General features: G+C 62.4%; 12 protein-coding genes and 1 pseudogene. 11 read left to right on the top strand and 2 right to left on the bottom strand.

The window, feature by feature from the left end; all coding sequences use genetic code 11:
* The 4 genes from ACQRD3_RS09485 to ACQRD3_RS09500 form a co-directional block, all read left to right on the top strand.
* A partial coding sequence (locus ACQRD3_RS09485) for a cadherin-like beta sandwich domain-containing protein (protein ID WP_427781177.1) occupies positions 1–498 on the top strand: 498 nt, incomplete at its 5' end.
* Between the two features lie 13 nt (positions 499–511).
* Positions 512–868 (top strand): S-layer homology domain-containing protein, encoded by a 357-nt coding sequence (locus tag ACQRD3_RS09490; RefSeq protein WP_427781179.1) that lies wholly within the window; start codon positions 512–514, stop codon positions 866–868.
* On the top strand, positions 849–1,016 hold the full coding sequence (locus ACQRD3_RS09495; RefSeq protein ID WP_143476657.1) for an S-layer homology domain-containing protein: 168 nt from the start codon (positions 849–851) through the stop codon (positions 1,014–1,016). The genes ACQRD3_RS09490 and ACQRD3_RS09495 overlap by 20 nt, the downstream gene beginning before the upstream one ends.
* A gap of 115 nt (positions 1,017–1,131) precedes the next feature.
* Positions 1,132–1,305 (top strand): hypothetical protein, encoded by a 174-nt coding sequence (locus tag ACQRD3_RS09500; RefSeq protein ID WP_427781182.1) that lies wholly within the window; start codon positions 1,132–1,134, stop codon positions 1,303–1,305.
* Between the two features lie 174 nt (positions 1,306–1,479).
* On the opposite strand, the gene ACQRD3_RS09505 is transcribed toward ACQRD3_RS09500, so the two are convergent.
* On the bottom strand, positions 1,480–1,698 hold the full coding sequence (locus ACQRD3_RS09505; RefSeq protein ID WP_080907752.1) for a TetR/AcrR family transcriptional regulator: 219 nt from the start codon (positions 1,696–1,698) through the stop codon (positions 1,480–1,482).
* 105 nt (positions 1,699–1,803) lie between these two features.
* Positions 1,804–2,982, bottom strand: coding sequence for a M20 metallopeptidase family protein (locus ACQRD3_RS09510; protein ID WP_427781184.1), 1,179 nt, complete (start codon positions 2,980–2,982; stop codon positions 1,804–1,806).
* A gap of 197 nt (positions 2,983–3,179) precedes the next feature.
* Between ACQRD3_RS09510 and ACQRD3_RS09515 the strand changes: the two genes are divergently transcribed.
* The 7 genes and pseudogenes from ACQRD3_RS09515 to ACQRD3_RS09545 all read left to right on the top strand — a co-directional run.
* Positions 3,180–5,288 (top strand): sigma-54 interaction domain-containing protein, encoded by a 2,109-nt coding sequence (locus tag ACQRD3_RS09515; RefSeq protein ID WP_427781186.1) that lies wholly within the window; start codon positions 3,180–3,182, stop codon positions 5,286–5,288.
* Positions 5,289–5,541: 253 nt separating this feature from the next.
* Positions 5,542–6,729 carry a MalY/PatB family protein gene (locus ACQRD3_RS09520; RefSeq protein WP_080907750.1) on the top strand — a complete coding sequence of 396 codons (1,188 nt, stop codon included), beginning with the start codon at positions 5,542–5,544 and terminating at the stop codon, positions 6,727–6,729.
* An 80-nt stretch (positions 6,730–6,809) separates the two neighbouring features.
* Entirely contained in the window at positions 6,810–8,366 is a 1,557-nt protein-coding gene (locus ACQRD3_RS09525) for an AbgT family transporter (RefSeq protein ID WP_080907749.1), read from the top strand.
* 80 nt (positions 8,367–8,446) lie between these two features.
* Positions 8,447–9,625 (top strand): M24 family metallopeptidase, encoded by a 1,179-nt coding sequence (locus tag ACQRD3_RS09530; RefSeq protein WP_427781189.1) that lies wholly within the window; start codon positions 8,447–8,449, stop codon positions 9,623–9,625.
* A gap of 24 nt (positions 9,626–9,649) precedes the next feature.
* On the top strand, positions 9,650–11,347 hold the full coding sequence (locus tag ACQRD3_RS09535) for an FAD-dependent oxidoreductase (protein WP_427781191.1): 1,698 nt from the start codon (positions 9,650–9,652) through the stop codon (positions 11,345–11,347).
* Positions 11,348–11,357: 10 nt separating this feature from the next.
* Complete coding sequence (locus tag ACQRD3_RS09540) at positions 11,358–12,650, top strand: serine dehydratase subunit alpha family protein (RefSeq protein WP_427781193.1); 1,293 nt, start codon at positions 11,358–11,360, stop codon at positions 12,648–12,650.
* Between the two features lie 70 nt (positions 12,651–12,720).
* A pseudogene (locus ACQRD3_RS09545) lies at positions 12,721–12,813 on the top strand (TnpV protein); the annotation flags it as partial.
* Between the last annotated feature and the right edge of the window lie 50 nt (positions 12,814–12,863).

The following is a 12,863-nucleotide window of genomic DNA, read 5'->3' on the forward strand; positions in this document are numbered from 1 at the left end:
AGTAAGAAGCCCAGCATCTCCAAGGCGACGGTCTCTGAAAACACCTTCACCATCACCACCTACAATGTGAATGACATGTCCGTGCTGGACACCTTCACCATCAACAAAATCGCCCAGCAGACCCCCTCCACGGATGCCGCTCTGTCCGCTCTGACCGTGACCGGCGCTACGATCACTCCCGCCTTCAGCGCTGATACTCTGGCATACACCGCTTCCGTGGCCAACAGCTTGACTTCCGTTACCATCGCCGCCACAGCTGACGGCAGCAAAGCCGTGGTAACCGGGAATGTGGGTGTAAAGGCTCTGTCTGTCGGTGAGAATACCTTCACTGTCACCGCCACCGCCGAGGATGGCAGCACGACAAAGAGCTATGCTGTTACCATCGTCAGAGCAGCTGCCTCCGGCGGCTCCTCCTCCAGCAGCTCCAGTCAGTACACCATCAGGGCTGAGGCCCACCATTTCTGCCAACGGATCCATCCGCGTGGAGAGGGGCGGTGACCAGACCTTCACAGTGAAAACCGGCAGCGGGTACGAACTGAAGGACGTTTTGGTGGACGGCAAGAACGTAGGCGCTGTGTCCCGGTACACCTTTGAGAATGTCCGTGCCGCGCACACCATTAAAGCAGTGTTCAGGGCGGTGGAGGAAACTGCTGAGAATCCCTTCGTGGATGTGGCGGAGAACGCATGGTACAAGGCCGCTGTCGACTATGTTCACAGCGCGGGTCTGATGAACAGGATCAGTAACGCCGCTTTTGGACCGGATATCACGGCCACCCGGGGCATGATTGCCACCATCTTATATCGCATGGAAAATACCCTGGCCGTCTCCAGTGTGGCGGTGTTCAGCGATGCGGCTGCGGACCGGTAGGTACTATACGGACGCTGTGGCCTGGGCCTCCGCCAACGGAATTGTCGGCGGAACCTCTGCAACCACCCTCTCTCCGGCTGATGTATCTACCCGTGCCCAGCTGGCGACCATTTTGATGCGGTTTTGTGCCGATCAGACGGATATTTGAACTTGTCGTGTAATCCACAAATCAACAACAATCCGACGGGATTTCCGCTGGGAAGCAAAAACGGAAAACGGGAGGCGGCAGAATTTCGCCGCCTCCCGTTTGTGGGATGCTGTATATGAAAGAAATTAAGAAACAAAAACGAATGAAATTCCTGGTGGAGGGCCGCCTGAAAGCACAGATTAAAAAAAACATGTACACGCGGAATTCCTCCGCGATGGCCGCCGCTGAAAGGCCACTTCGCAGGGGCCTGCCCTCCAAAAACGCGGTCAGGACCGACAGATTCAGTTGATCGAAGACCCGGCGGCGTTTTCCAATCTCGGCCCCCAAGGGCGGTGGGGGCCGGAAAGCGGTGTCGGCAAAGATGCCGAAGTACAGGGGATGTTCGCGAAAAAGCGGAACCGTGCTTGAAAATAGGCTTGTATCCCCTCCTCTCCCGGCCCCGTGAAGGCTTCCGCCGCGGCGCTCAATAGTCTGTCAGGGTGTCGACGCACTCCTCCACACAGAGCAGATAGAGCTCGTTTTTGTCCTTGAAGTGGTGGCAGACGATGCCCTTGGAGATTCCGTTTTCCGCACAGGCGGTATTGAGGGACGCACCACTCTCGTAGCCCTTTGCGGAAAACTCCCGTATCGCCGCATCTAGGATGTGTTGACGTGCCTGAGCGCTCGTTTCCTCCTGACTCATTGCACGCCGTCTTAAAAAACAGACCACTTGTTCAATGCTGTAAAAGCGGTGTATGAGGCAGAAAATGCGACAAAAAAAGGACCGCCTCAGCGGTCCTTTTTACGGTTATTCGGCGTGGGTCAAAAGCCAGTTGGCGGCGCATCCGCCCAGCACGGCGGCCCCCAGGGGGAGGACAGCCTCGTTGAAGACGATGGCGGGGTGATGGGAGCCGGCCCGGTGGTAGATTTCCTCGGGCCCGCCGGCGCCGATGCCCATGAAAACGGAGGGGACCTTCTGGGTGACCTCAGCGAAGTCCTCGCTCCCCATCTGGCGGGGGAGCTCCTCCAGGTTGGCCAGTTGCCCGGCGTAGCCGGAAAGCTCGGCGGCCAGCTCAGGCTGGTTGTGGAGGGAGGCCACCCCTGCCAGGAATTCCACTTCGCAGGAGCCCCGGAAGGCGGTGGCGATGCCCTGGCAGATCTGGACCAGACGCTCCTTGGCAAAGGCACGGTTGTGGTTGGAGAAGGCCCGGATACTGCCGGTGAGCTCAGCGGACTCGGGAATGGAGTTGTGGAGCTTTCCGGCGTGGAGGGTGCAGACGGTGAGGACCAGGGGGTCCTGGGGATCCACTTCCCGGGCGTTGATCTCCTGGAGGGCCAGGAGAATGTGGGCGGCGATGTTTACAGGGTCCACAGCGTTCTGAGGGATGGCACCGTGGCCCGCTTTTCCAGTAACCGTGATGCGGAAGCTGTCTGAGGAGGCCAGGGCGGGCCCCTGCCGCCAAGCGATGGTGCCCACATGCATGGGGCCGGGGAAGACGTGGAGAGCCATGGCGGCGTCTACCTTGGGGTTCTCCAAAATCCCAGCCGCCACCATGGCGGCGGCCCCCTGGAGGATCTCTTCCCCTGGCTGGAACATGAGCTTTACCTGGCCGGGAAGCTGGTCTTCGTGGGCCTTGAGGAGCCGGGCGGCCCCCAGAAGCATGGCGGTGTGGATGTCGTGACCGCAGGTGTGGGCGGTGTCCCCGGCGGCAGAGAAGGGTAGGCCGCTCTGCTCTTTCATCCCCAGGGCATCCATATCTCCCCGCAGTAGGAAAACGGGCCCGCCGGGCTTGCCCACGGTGGCGGTGACGCCCCCGGCCACGCGCCGGGGGACTAGGCCGAAGGCCTCCAGCTCCCGGCAGACATAGGCGGTGGTCTCGGGCAGGTCCATACCCAGCTCGGGAATCTGATGGAGGGTTCGGCGGCAGGCGGTCAGATCCGCCCTGCGGGCGAGGGCCTCCTCGTAAAGGGCTTTCATTTCCAACATTCTGTTGCTCCTTCCGGCCGCTGGGCGGCCTTTTTTTCTATATGTATTACAATAGCAAATTCTGTGCCAGCAGGATGAAATCCCCTGAAGTCCCTGTTCTGATTGGGATTGGCGGCTTTTTCCCTTGACAAAAATGGGGGGAACATGCCATAATGGCGAGGATAAAATGGAGAAACAGGAGAAAAGGGGGAACCCATATGGCGAAACGGCTGGCCATCCTCACCTGGGATTCCGACTCGGTGGCACTCTACGCCCGCCAGGTCCGGGAATTCTTGGGGGAGGAGATCGACATTGAGACTTACAGCGTCCAGGGAGGGAACGCCCGGCAGGTGGCCCCGGCCGACGTGTATCTGGTATCCACCTGCGCCTTCGCGGACCGGGACCTCGCCCAGCTCCTGCCCGGCGGAGGAAAGGTGGTCATCAGCGAGGTCCGTATCACCCGGGAGGGGCTCCGCCGCCTGATGGAGGTGTCCCGGAATACCAAAGCCCTGCTGGTGAACATCAACCAGCCCATGGCCACCGAGACCATCGCCATGCTCAACCAGCTGGGGGTGACCAACATCCAGTTCGTCCCCTATTGGCCGGGCGCGCCCGAGCCACCAGCCCTACCGCTGGCGATCACCACCGGGGAGAGCCGCTACGTCCCCGACGGGGTGGAGACCATCATCGACCTGGGGCCAAGACTCCTCAGCGGAAACACCCTTACCGAGCTGGCTTTTTACTTAAAGCGGGAGCACGTCATCGGCCAGCCCCATTTCCAGGCCTATCTGGCGAATCTGGCCGAGCGGAGCCACAGCATTGAACGGATGCTCCAGCGCTCCACCCAGATGGAGAGCCTCTTTGACCTCTTCCAGCAGGCCCTGGACGCCGGGCTGCTGGGGGTGGACGCCGACGGGACCATCTTCGCCTGCAACCCCAAGGCGGAGGAGATCCTGGATGTGTCCGCCCACCAGCTTCTGGACAGCCGGGCCCAGGAGTCCCTGTCAGCCCTCCCCTTCGAGGAGTGCTTTGCCGACCGGAAGGCGGTCCAGGCCCGCCTGGTGGAGATCGGCGGCAGTCCGGTGAACGTGAGCATCCAGCCCATGTTCCGCAACGGCCGCCTCATGGGGGCCTATTGCATCCTCCAGAGGTTCCGGGACGAGGAGAACCGCCAGCAGAAGATGCGCCGGCAGATCCTGGGCAAGGGCCATGTGACCAAATACACCTTTGATTCTATTGTGGGCCAGAGCGCTCCCATGCTCAACGCCAAGGCCCTGGCCCGGAAAATGGCGGCCGGCAATGCCGCCATCCTCATCAGCGGGGAGAGCGGCACAGGCAAGGAGCTCTTCGCCCAGGCCATCCACGCCGCCAGCCCCCGCGCAGCCGAGCCCTTCGTAGCCATCAACTGCGCCGCCATCCCGGACTCTCTGCTGGAGGGCCAGCTCTTCGGTTACGAGGAGGGCTCCTTCACCGGAGCCCGGAAGGGTGGGCACATCGGCTTCTTCGAGGCGGCCCGCCGGGGCACCCTTTTCCTGGACGAGATCGAGGCCATGAGCCCCATGCTCCAAGTCAAGCTCCTCCGGGTCCTCCAGGAAAAGGAGATCATCCGCCTGGGCGGTGTGGACGTGATCCACGTGGATGTGCGGGTCATCGCCGCCACCAACGAGGACCTGCCCGCCATCGTGCGGCGGGGGGCCTTCCGCAAGGACCTGTTTTACCGCCTGAGTGTCCTCCCTCTCCAGCTCCCGCCCCTGCGGAACCGCGGACAGGACGTGAGGCTTCTCCTGGACGAGATGAAGGAAGGGCTGGGGGCCAAGTTCGCCCTCTCCCCCGCCGCCCTCCAGCTCCTCATAGCCCATTCTTGGGACGGCAATGTGCGGGAGCTTCGCAACTGCGTGGAGTACCTGGCCTATTTGGACAAACCGGTCATCGCGCCGGAGGACCTGCCCCCCACCATCCTGGCCACCGCTGGGGCCGCCCCCTTCGCGTCTGCGTCCGAGCAGGCCGAACCCGATCGGGAGGAGGAGGTTCTGGCCCGGCTCCGCCGCCGGGCGGGGAGCGATCTGGCGGCCTACGCCTTTGTGCTGGCCGCCCTCTGCGGCGGGGCCTCCACAGGGCGGAAGAGCCTGGCCGCCCAGGCCAGGGCCCAGGGGGTCTCCATGACCGAGCAGACCGCCCGCACCGCCCTGACCCGTCTGGAGGAGCTGGGTCTAGTGGAGATCCGCCGGGGCCGGGGCGGGAGCCGCCCCACTCTCCTGGGCAGGGCGGTGTCCCAGCGGCTGGAGGGCGGGCCAGGCGCCGCCGGCGGGCCGAAATGGGAGATATAACTGGTCGTAAACGGGCGAAAAATGGTGAAAAGCGGTGTGAAATGGGTGCAGTTTCTGGGAGCATCTCCCAGAAACTGGCCCATTTCCCTTTTTCCTTTTGTGGAAATCGCCAAATAAATCCGCTTATTTTCGGGTAAAACACACAAAAAAACGAGAAATTAAAAACTTGGCACAGAACTTGCTTTTTATTTGGGTGAAAACGGCGGCGGGATTTTTCCGATGCCGCCCAAATGGAAGCAAGGAGAGAAAACCATTGCAGTATGATTTTAACCAGCCCATTGACCGCTGGGACAACTTCGCCGTCAAATATGACGAGATGGAGGCCAAGTACGGCCGCCGGGATCTGCTCCCCATGTGGATCGCGGACATGGACCTGAAGACCGCCCCCGCCATCCTGGAGGCCATAGACGCCCGGAACAAGCAGGGCATCTTCGGCTACACCAGTCGTCCCGACTCCTATTTCCGGGCCGTCTGCGACTGGCAGGAAAAGCGCAACGGCTGGCGCCCCGACCAGGAGCACTGCGTCTTTGCCCTGGGGGTCGTCCCCGCCCTGTGTACCTGCGTCCGGGAGTTTTCTGCCCCCGGGGACGAGATCCTGTTCCTCACCCCCGTGTACGGCGAGTTTTTTGAATCGGTGGAGAACTGGGACCGCAAGCCCCTCACCGTGAGCCTGCTCCAGGACGAGGACGGCCGGTACAGCGTGGACTTTGATGCCTTTGAGGCCGCCCTGAAGCGCAAGCCCCCCATCTTTATCCTGTGCAATCCCCACAACCCCGTGGGCCGGGTCTGGACTCCCGAGGAGCTCCGCCGCATGGGTGAGCTGTGCGTGAAGTACGGCACCCTCATGGTGAGCGACGAGATCCACAGCGACCTGATGCTCTTCGGACACAAGCACACCCCCCTGGCCTCCGTGAGCGGGGAGATCGCCGCCCACACTATCACCTGCACCTCGGCCACCAAGACCTTCAACCTGGCCGGCCTCCAGGCCGCTACCCTGATTTTCCCCAATGAGGAGCTTCAGAACAAGTACCAGAAGTTCTGGAAGAGCCTGGACGTGCACCGCAACAACTGCTTCAGCCTGGTGGCCGTGGAGGCCGCGTTCCGCCACGGCGAGGAGTGGGTGGACCAGCTCCTGACCCATCTGGAGGGCAACGTTCTCTACGTGGAGGAGTTCCTGAAGGCCCACATCCCCGAGATCAAGCTCCACCGTCCCGAGTGCACCTATCTGCTGTGGCTCAACTGCAAAGGCCTGGACCTGCCCGGCGACGCTCTGCCCGCCTTTATGGCGGAGGAAGCCCACCTGGCCCTGAACGACGGCCGCGGCTTCGGTCCCGTGGACGGCGAGGGCTATATGCGGATGAACATCGCCTGCCCCCGCGGTGTGGTGGAGCGGGCCATGGCCCAGCTCAAGGCCGCCGTGGATAAGCGCATGGGCCGCTAAATGCCCGCAATCTGTGTGTATCTGTTCCCCCTTCGTCCTGACGGGGGTTGGATAATTAATTTTGAGGAGGTATTTCCCTGATGTCTAAGAACAACACCTTAGAGAAAAAGGGCCTGGTCATCCGCGCGCTGGACCGCGTGGAGCGTATCGGCAACGCCATGCCCAACCCCGCCACCATCTTCCTGATCCTGACCCTGGCCGTGATGGTCATTTCCGCCATCTGCGCCAACGCCGGTGTCTCGGTGACCTATGAGGCCATCAACACCACCACTGGCAATGTGGAAGAGGTCACGGTGGCCGCCGTGAATCTGCTCTCCGTGGATTCCATCCGCACCCTCATCACCAAGCTGGTGAGCAACTTCACAGGTTTCTTCGCTCTGGGCACCGTCTTCACCATCATCCTGGGCGTCTCCGTGGCTGACGGCTCCGGCCTGCTGGCCTCCCTGCTGCGGAAGGCCGCCGGCTCCGCGCCCAAGACCCTCATCACCGCCATGGTGGTATTCCTGGGCATCATGTCCAACATCGCCTCCTCCACCGGCTACGTGGTCCTGGTCCCCCTGGGCGCCATTCTGTTCATGGCCGTGGGCCGTCACCCCATCGCCGGTCTGGCCGCGGCCTTCGCCGGCGTGTCCGGCGGCTGGAGCGCCAACCTGCTCATCGGCACCAACGACCCCATGTTCGCCGGCATGTCCACCCAGGCCGCCAATATGCTGGATCCCAACTACACCGTTTCCCCCCTGTGTAACTGGTTCTTCATGTTCGCCTCCACCTTCGTCATCACCGCCATCGGCACGTTTGTGACCAATAAGATCGTGGAGCCCCGCCTTGGCAAGTACGAGGGCGCCATCGACGAGGACACCAGCACCGAGCTCTCCCCCGCTGAGAAGCGTGGCATGAAGTTCGCCGGCATTGCCGCCCTCATCTACATCGCTCTCATCGCCATCACCGTAGTGCCCACCAACGGCCTGCTCCGAGGCGCCGACGGCGGCTTCCTGCACAGCCCCTTCATGAGCGGCATCATCTTCATCATGATGCTCCTCTTCCTCATCCCCGGTATCGCTTACGGCGTGGGCGCCGGCACCATCAAGAGCGACAAGGACGTAGTCGAGCTGATGACCAAGGGCATCCAGGGCATCTCCGGCTTCATGGTCCTCATCTTCTTCGCCGCCCAGTTCACCAACTTCTTCACCTTCTCCAACCTGGGTACCATCCTGTCCGTGGCCGGCGCCAACTTCCTCAGCGACATCGGCTTCGTGGGCCTGCCCCTCGTCGTCGCCCTCATCCTCCTCACCGCCATCATCAACCTCTTTATTGCTGTGGACTCCGCCAAGTGGGCCATCATGGCTCCCGTGTTCGTGCCCATGTTCATGCGCCTTGGCATGTCTCCCGAGCTGACCCAGGTGGCCTACCGCATCGGGGACTCCTGCACCAACATCATCGCCCCCACCATGCCCTTCTTCGTGCTCACCGTGGCCTTCTTCCAGAAGTATAAGAAGGACGCCGGCATCGGCACCGTCATCTCCACCATGCTGCCCTACTCCATCTGCTTCCTCATTGGCTGGATCGCACTGTTCACCGTTTTCTATGTCCTCGGCCTGCCCTTGGGCCCCGGCTCCCCCATGTTCTATCCTGCCTAAAAGGACACCCTCCCTTTGCCCGAGCAGCGTCAGCGGCTCGGGCAAAGTAGGTTCATGTACATCAAAAGGAGGAATTTCCCATGCTGCCCAAAGAGGAAAAAATCAAAGAACTGCTCCGCCAGCACGGCCTGGACGGTGCGATTGTCTCTTCACCCGAGAACTTCCATTACGTCACCGGCTTTGCCGGCCATCAGCACACCGTCTCCCGTCAGCCCGGTTTCTCCGTAGCCGTGGTCTCCGCCCGGGAGGATGTGCCCACCCAGCTGACCACTATGGACTTCGAGGTCCCCACCTTCGAGAAGAAGAGCCAGGGCCGCTTTCTCGTCCGCAAGTACGACACCTGGACCGGCGTGAAGGTCTGGGATGAGATCACCACCGGCCAGGCGCTCCCCGCCGCCGAGATGGAGAACTCCATGGACGTGCTGAAGAAGATGGTCAAGGACATGGACCTGGCAAACAAGAAGCTGGGCGTGGAGCTGGACTATCTCACAGCCGGCTATTATAACAGCCTGTGCCAGGCCTTCCCCGAGGCCAGGTACGAGAACATCTCCGATCTCTTCGTCTTCGCCCGCAGCGTAAAGACCCCCGAGGAGATCCAGATGTTCCGCACCCTCTGCCGGGCCGCCGACGAGGGGTTCACCGCCGTGAGCAAGATCGCCAGGGTGGGCGTGAGCGAGCGGGAGCTGGTGGAGACCTTCCGCAAGACCGTCATCGCCACCGGCGTAGCCGCCCCCAGCGCCTGGTCCATGTTTTCCACCGGCGAGGCGGGCGCCCGCCTCACCATCCCCGAGGAGAACATCATCCGAAAGGGGGACGTGGTGAAGTTCGATGCCGGTGTGAACGCCGAGTTCGACTTCTACACCACCGATACCTCCCGTTCCTGGGTCATGGAGGGGGCCGACCCCACCATCCTGAAGCTGAAGGACCGCCTCTACGAGGGCCAGCGCCGGATGATCGCCGCCGCCAAGCCCGGCCTGCCCATGAACGAGCTGTTCCACATCGCCTATGACTATGTAAAGGAGGCCTTCCCCGCCTACCGCCGGGGCCATCAGGGCCACTCCATCAGCATGGGCCCCGCCACCGCTGAGGCCCCCTTCATCAACCCCACCACCACCCGGCCCCTGGAGGCCGGCATGGTCCTTGCCATGGAGGTCCCCTGCTACATCCGCGGGGTCAACGGCTTCAACATCGAGGACATGGTCCTCATCACCGAGGACGGCTGCGAGGTCCTCACCCCCGCCACCCCCCACTACCTTTAAAAATCGCAAAGGAGAAACTTTACCATGAAAGTTCTGATCGTAGGCGGCGTGGCGGGCGGCGCCGGCGCCGCCGCCCGCCTTCGCCGTAATGATGAGAAGGCCGAGATCATTCTCTTTGAGAAGGGGCAGTATATCTCCTTCGCCAACTGCGGCCTACCCTACTACATCGGCGGGACCATCACCGAGCGGGAGAAGCTCCAGCTCCAGACCCCCGAGGCCTTCCGCGCCCGCTTCAACGTGGACGTGCGGGTGAACAATGAGGTCCTGAGCGTGGACTCCGCCGCCAAGACCGTCTCTGTGAAGAATCACGCTACCGGCGAGACCTACACCGAGCGCTACGATAAGCTGGTTTTGTCCCCCGGCGCTTCCCCCATCCGGCCCAACATGCCCGGGATGGAGGACAACCACGTCTTCACCCTTCGGAACATCCCCGACACCTACGCCATCTATGACCATATCGAGCAGAACCAACCCAAGACCGCCGCCGTCATCGGCGCGGGCTTTATCGGCCTGGAGATGGCCGAGAACCTGGCTCACCGGGGGCTGAAGGTCTCCGTGGTGGAGGCCTCCCCCCACGTCATGGCCCCCATCGACCTGGATATGGCCCATCCCGTCCACAACTACATCCGGGGCGTGGGCGTGGGCCTCTACGTGGGCAAGAAGTGCGCCAGCTTCACCCGTGACGCCGTGCTCCTGGAGGACGGCACCTCCATTCCTGCCGACATGGTCATCCTGAGCATCGGCGTCATGCCCGAGACTCGCTTCCTCCAGGGAAGCGGCGTGGAGCTGGGCAAGCGAGGGGAGATTCTCATCGACGACCAGCTCCGCACCAGCGTGGCCGACATCTACGCCCTGGGCGACGCCGCCACCGTGAAGAACATCGTCACCGGCAGTACCCAGGTCATTCCCCTGGCCGGTCCCGCCAACAAGCAGGCCCGCATCGTGGCCGATGTGATCTGCGGCAAGAACGCCCGGTACAAGGGAAGCCAGGGCACCTCCATCATGAAGTTTTTCGACCTGGTGGTAGCCTGCACCGGCGAGAAGGAGGAGAGCCTGAAGGCAAACGGTATCCCCTACCACAAGATCTTCACCGTCTCCGCCAGCCATGCCGGGTACTACCCCGACGGCACCCAGATGGTGGTCAAGACCCTCTTCGCTCCCGAGACCGGCAAGATTTTGGGCGCGCAGATCGTGGGCGGCGAGGGCACGGATAAGCGCATCGACGACTTAGCCAATGCCGTTCGCTTCGGCATGACCGTCTATGACCTCCAGGAGATGGAGCTGGCCTACGCGCCCCCCTTCTCCAGCGCCAAGGACCCCGTGAACATGGTGGGCTTCGTGGGCCAGAACGTGCTGGAGGGCACCATGGTGCCCTTCTACGCCGAGGATGTGGCCAACATCCCCGCCAACGCCGTCTGTCTGGATGTGCGGAACCCCGAGGAGCTGGACGAGCTGGGGACCATCCCCGGCTTCGTGAACATTCCCGTCAACCAGCTCCGGGACCGCCTGGGTGAGGTGGACCTGTCCAAGGAGATCTACGTGAGCTGTCAGGTAGGCCTGCGGGGCTATGTGGCCCAGCGCATCCTGGCCCAGAACGGGGCCAAAGTCCACAACCTGTCCGGCGGCTACACCCTGTACTCCGCCTACGTCAAGGACCAGGAAGGCCTGGCCGACGGCGAACTGAAAAACTGCGCCTCCTGCGGCAAGCAGGAGAAAAAATAAGGAGGACCCCATGCTGAACAACGCTACTTACGAGGCTTATGTCCGCATCCTGAAGAACGAGCTGGTCCCCGCTCTGGGTTGCACCGAGCCCATCGCCATCGCCCTGGCCGCCGCCAAGGCCCGGGAGGCTCTGGGGGCCATGCCCGAGAAGATCGTTGCCCGTTGCAGCGGTAACATCATCAAGAACGCCAAGGGGGTCATCGTCCCTACCACCGGTAACATGAAGGGCATCGACACCAGCGCCGTCCTGGGCGCTGTGGCCGGCGACCCCTCTCTGGGCCTGGAGGTCCTGAGCAAGGTGGACCATGTGGCCCTGGAGAAGACCCGGGAGCTCCTGACCCGGGGCATCTGCGCCACCGAGATTTTGGACACCCCCGCCCAGCTCCACATCATCGTGGAGATGGAGGGGGCGGGACACACCGCCCTGGCCGAGATCCGGGACGAGCACACCAACCTTATCCGCCTGGAGAAGGACGGCGAGGTCCTCTTCCGGAAGGAGGAGGCGGCCCGGTCCGAGGAGGACGAGTCCGACTCCGACCTGAAGCTTCTGAACCTGTCCGACATCCTGACCTTTGCCGACACCGTGGACATGGAGGATGTGCGTCCCATGCTGGAGCGGCAGGTCGCCTATAACCTGAAGATTGCCCGAGAGGGCATGACCCACGCCTACGGCGGCCGGGTGGGTTCCACCCTGATGCGCCACTACGGGGAGAATGTCCGTCTCCGTGCCCGGGCCATGGCTGCCGCCGGCAGCGATGCCCGCATGGGCGGCTGCGTCCTGCCCGTGATCATCAACTCGGGCAGCGGCAACCAGGGCATCACCTGCTCCGTACCCATCGCCGTCTACGCCCAGCACCTGGGCGTGGAGGACGAGGTCATGTACCGGGCCCTGGTGGTGAGCAACCTGGTGGCCCTCCTCCAGAAACGGGGCATCGGCCGCCTGTCCGCCTTCTGCGGCGCGGTCTGCGCCGGCTGCGGCGCGGGCGCCGGCATCACCTACCTCCACGGCGGGGACTACGACACCATCGCCCGCACCATCACCAACACCCTGGCCAATGTGTCCGGCATCGTCTGCGACGGCGCCAAGGGCAGCTGCGCCGCCAAGATCGCCGCCTCGGTGGACGCAGCCATCCTGGGGCACGAGATGTCTATGGATGGCAATACATTCGGGGCCGGCGAGGGCCTGGTGATGGAAAACGTGGAAGAGACCATTGCCACCATCGGCACCATGGCCGCCCAGGGCATGAAGGAGACTGACCACGTCATCCTCAAGCTCATGATCGGCCAGGACGCCGGTTGCTGATCCGGCGCGTAAAAAGGACCTCCTGGCAGATAGGACGGCGCCCATATAACAGTTTCCGTTATTGAGGCAAAAGGCCGATAGCCAAATGATATGGGTACGGACAATGAATGTTTGCAACGCACAGGCATATGAAATTGTAAAGTTTGAACTGATTTACGATTGACATCGAGAACACCCGGGCGAAAATGTTCGGGCACTTCTTTGTGCAGATGG

This window comes from Candidatus Pseudoscillospira sp. SGI.172 (genome assembly GCF_050313575.1).
Lineage (GTDB): Bacteria > Bacillota > Clostridia > Oscillospirales > Oscillospiraceae > Vermiculatibacterium.

Coding starts and splice junctions, on each gene's coding strand:
- ACQRD3_RS09510 (WP_427781184.1), bottom strand. CDS start 2,982: ATGTTGGAAATGAAAGCCCTTTACGAGGAGGCCCTCGCCCGCAGGGCG.
- ACQRD3_RS09500 (WP_427781182.1), top strand. CDS start 1,132: ATGAAAGAAATTAAGAAACAAAAACGAATGAAATTCCTGGTGGAGGGC.
- ACQRD3_RS09505 (WP_080907752.1), bottom strand. CDS start 1,698: ATGAGTCAGGAGGAAACGAGCGCTCAGGCACGTCAACACATCCTAGAT.
- ACQRD3_RS09535 (WP_427781191.1), top strand. CDS start 9,650: ATGAAAGTTCTGATCGTAGGCGGCGTGGCGGGCGGCGCCGGCGCCGCC.
- ACQRD3_RS09495 (WP_143476657.1), top strand. CDS start 849: ATGCGGCTGCGGACCGGTAGGTACTATACGGACGCTGTGGCCTGGGCC.
- ACQRD3_RS09540 (WP_427781193.1), top strand. CDS start 11,358: ATGCTGAACAACGCTACTTACGAGGCTTATGTCCGCATCCTGAAGAAC.
- ACQRD3_RS09515 (WP_427781186.1), top strand. CDS start 3,180: ATGGCGAAACGGCTGGCCATCCTCACCTGGGATTCCGACTCGGTGGCA.
- ACQRD3_RS09530 (WP_427781189.1), top strand. CDS start 8,447: ATGCTGCCCAAAGAGGAAAAAATCAAAGAACTGCTCCGCCAGCACGGC.
- ACQRD3_RS09525 (WP_080907749.1), top strand. CDS start 6,810: ATGTCTAAGAACAACACCTTAGAGAAAAAGGGCCTGGTCATCCGCGCG.